The organism is Streptomyces sp. NPDC059900 (genome assembly GCF_050270335.1).
Lineage (GTDB): Bacteria > Actinomycetota > Actinomycetes > Streptomycetales > Streptomycetaceae > Streptomyces.
Map to the genome: position 1 here is coordinate 1 of NZ_JBNNJZ010000980.1, position 1873 is coordinate 1873.

2 protein-coding genes are annotated in these 1873 nt (G+C 74.8%); both read right to left on the reverse strand.

The genetic code is table 11. From position 1 onward, the window contains the following. On the reverse strand, positions 1–745 hold a 745-nt coding region (locus ACQKIP_RS46410; RefSeq protein WP_427745761.1), incomplete at its 3' end, for an NlpC/P60 family protein. Positions 746–751: 6 nt separating this feature from the next. Beyond that, positions 752–1822 carry a replication-relaxation family protein gene (locus ACQKIP_RS46415; protein ID WP_365863666.1) on the reverse strand — a complete coding sequence of 357 codons (1071 nt, stop codon included), beginning with the start codon at positions 1820–1822 and terminating at the stop codon, positions 752–754. Between the last annotated feature and the right edge of the window lie 51 nt (positions 1823–1873).

A 1873-nucleotide genomic window follows, 5' to 3' on the forward strand; every position in this document is an offset into this window, starting at 1 on the left:
GGTCGTATTGCTGCTGGGCCGTGCGCGGCAGGGTGATGCCGGCGGCGGCGTAGGCGGCCCGGGCCAGGCCCGAGCAGTCAAAGCCGGCGTCTCCGGCGGCGGGGCCGTCGCCGCCCCAGACATAGGGCAGGCCGAGCTGGCCCCGGGCGTAGCTGATGGCCCGAAGGGCGCCGCTGGCGGGCGGGGCGGTGGCGGGGGCTGCGGTGGGGGGCCGGTTGTGGCGGTAGCGCGCGGCCTGGGCCAGGACTTGGGAGACGTACCAGTGCGCATGGTTGTAGGCGAAGATCGCCCCGCGGAGGTCGGTGTTGTGGCGCGCTCCGGACTGGCACAGGTAGGCGGCGGCGGTGTGGATCGCGTCGTGGGGGTTGTAGGGGGAGGGTGGTGTGGCGCCCCCGCGGGGCGGCGGACGTTTGGCGATCACGCTGTTGAACGTCGGGCGCAGGAACTGCATCGGCCCCTGGGCCCCGGCGTAGTTGGATCCGCTGCGCACGCCGGGCAGCGGCGATCGCCCGTGATCGGTTTCGATCTTGCCGATGGCGGCGAGGGTGGACCAGTCAAGTCCGGGGCAGGTGGCGGCGGAGGTCCGGTAGAGGGTGAGGTAGCCGGCGGGGATGTCGGCCAGGGCGCGGGCGCTGGGCCGGGTGCCGCCGGTGGCGAAGGGGGAGAGCAGGCTGCCCGCGCCGGCGGCGACGGCCGTAAGGAGCAGTAGGAGGACGGCGGCCACCGCAGCGAGGATCTTGCCCATGGGGGTTCACCGTCCGCGGTCGTCGGTGGGCGGATAGGCGCGGTGCGGGCCGGGCGGCGGCAGGATCTGGTGGGCCGGGGCGTCGCCGGTGTCGCGGGTGGGGGGTGCGGGCAGCGGGGTCAGGTGGGGCCAGGCGGTGGGCAGTTCGCCCAGCCGCAGGCGCCGTTGCCCCGGTGCCGGTGCCGGTGCCGGTGCCGGTGCCGGTGCGGTTGCGGTCAGTGGCAGCCAGCAGGCATCGGCGGGGCTGGGCCGGTCGGATTGCGCCAGCGCCTCGGCGCTGGCGGTGGCCAGGGGGACGGCTGCCGGGTCGGCGAGGGAGGTGAGTGCGGCGGCCAGGGCCGGGCGGATGCGTGCCTCGCGGCGTGCGGTCGGGGTCCAGATCAGGAGCGGGGTGGTGATGCCGGTGCGGTCGGCGAGCCGGGCGTAGTGGGCCAGTTTGGCGCTGACGCGGCCGGCCGGGCGTTCGCTGGCGCAGTCGTGTTCCAAGAACCACTCCAGCTGCAGGGACTCCTCGCGCCAGCGGCCGTAGGCGTCGGGGCGCACGATGTCGCCGAAATGTTCGCGGCAGCGTGCCTCGGACCACCATGCGGTCAGTTGGCCGGTGGCGCCCGGGCGGCGGGTGCCGGCGATGAGGGCGGTGAAGAAGCCGTTGGTGCCGATGAGGTGGTTCAGGCGCAGGGAGTGGGCCAGCCCGATGCTGTGCTCGTGCCGGTAGCCCAAGTCGCTGATGTCCAGGCCGTCTTCGCGGGCCAGGACGGCGGCTCCGGCCACGTCCAGGACGTAGTGCATGGGCGCGGAGCCGTAGGTGAGGAACGGCTGGAAGCGGTCGATGACACGCCAGCGGTAGAGCTGCAGGAGGCGCTGGTTGGCGGCGCGGGCGGTCGGCCAGGCCAGCTCGGTGATCTGGTGGGTGGTCAGGACGCCGTGCTCGTAGAGGATGCGGGCCAGGTAGCGATCGCGCGGGGTGAGGCGGTGAGAGAGCCGGGCCAGGTGCTCGCCGGTGGCGGCCGTGCGGCCGCTGGGGCGCTGGGGCCGGTGGCCGCGCAGGGTGCGCTGCGGCGTCGGGTTGGTGATCACGGGGGTTCGCCTCCCAGGGGGTGCGGGGGTGTGGGGGTGTGGGGGTCAGGC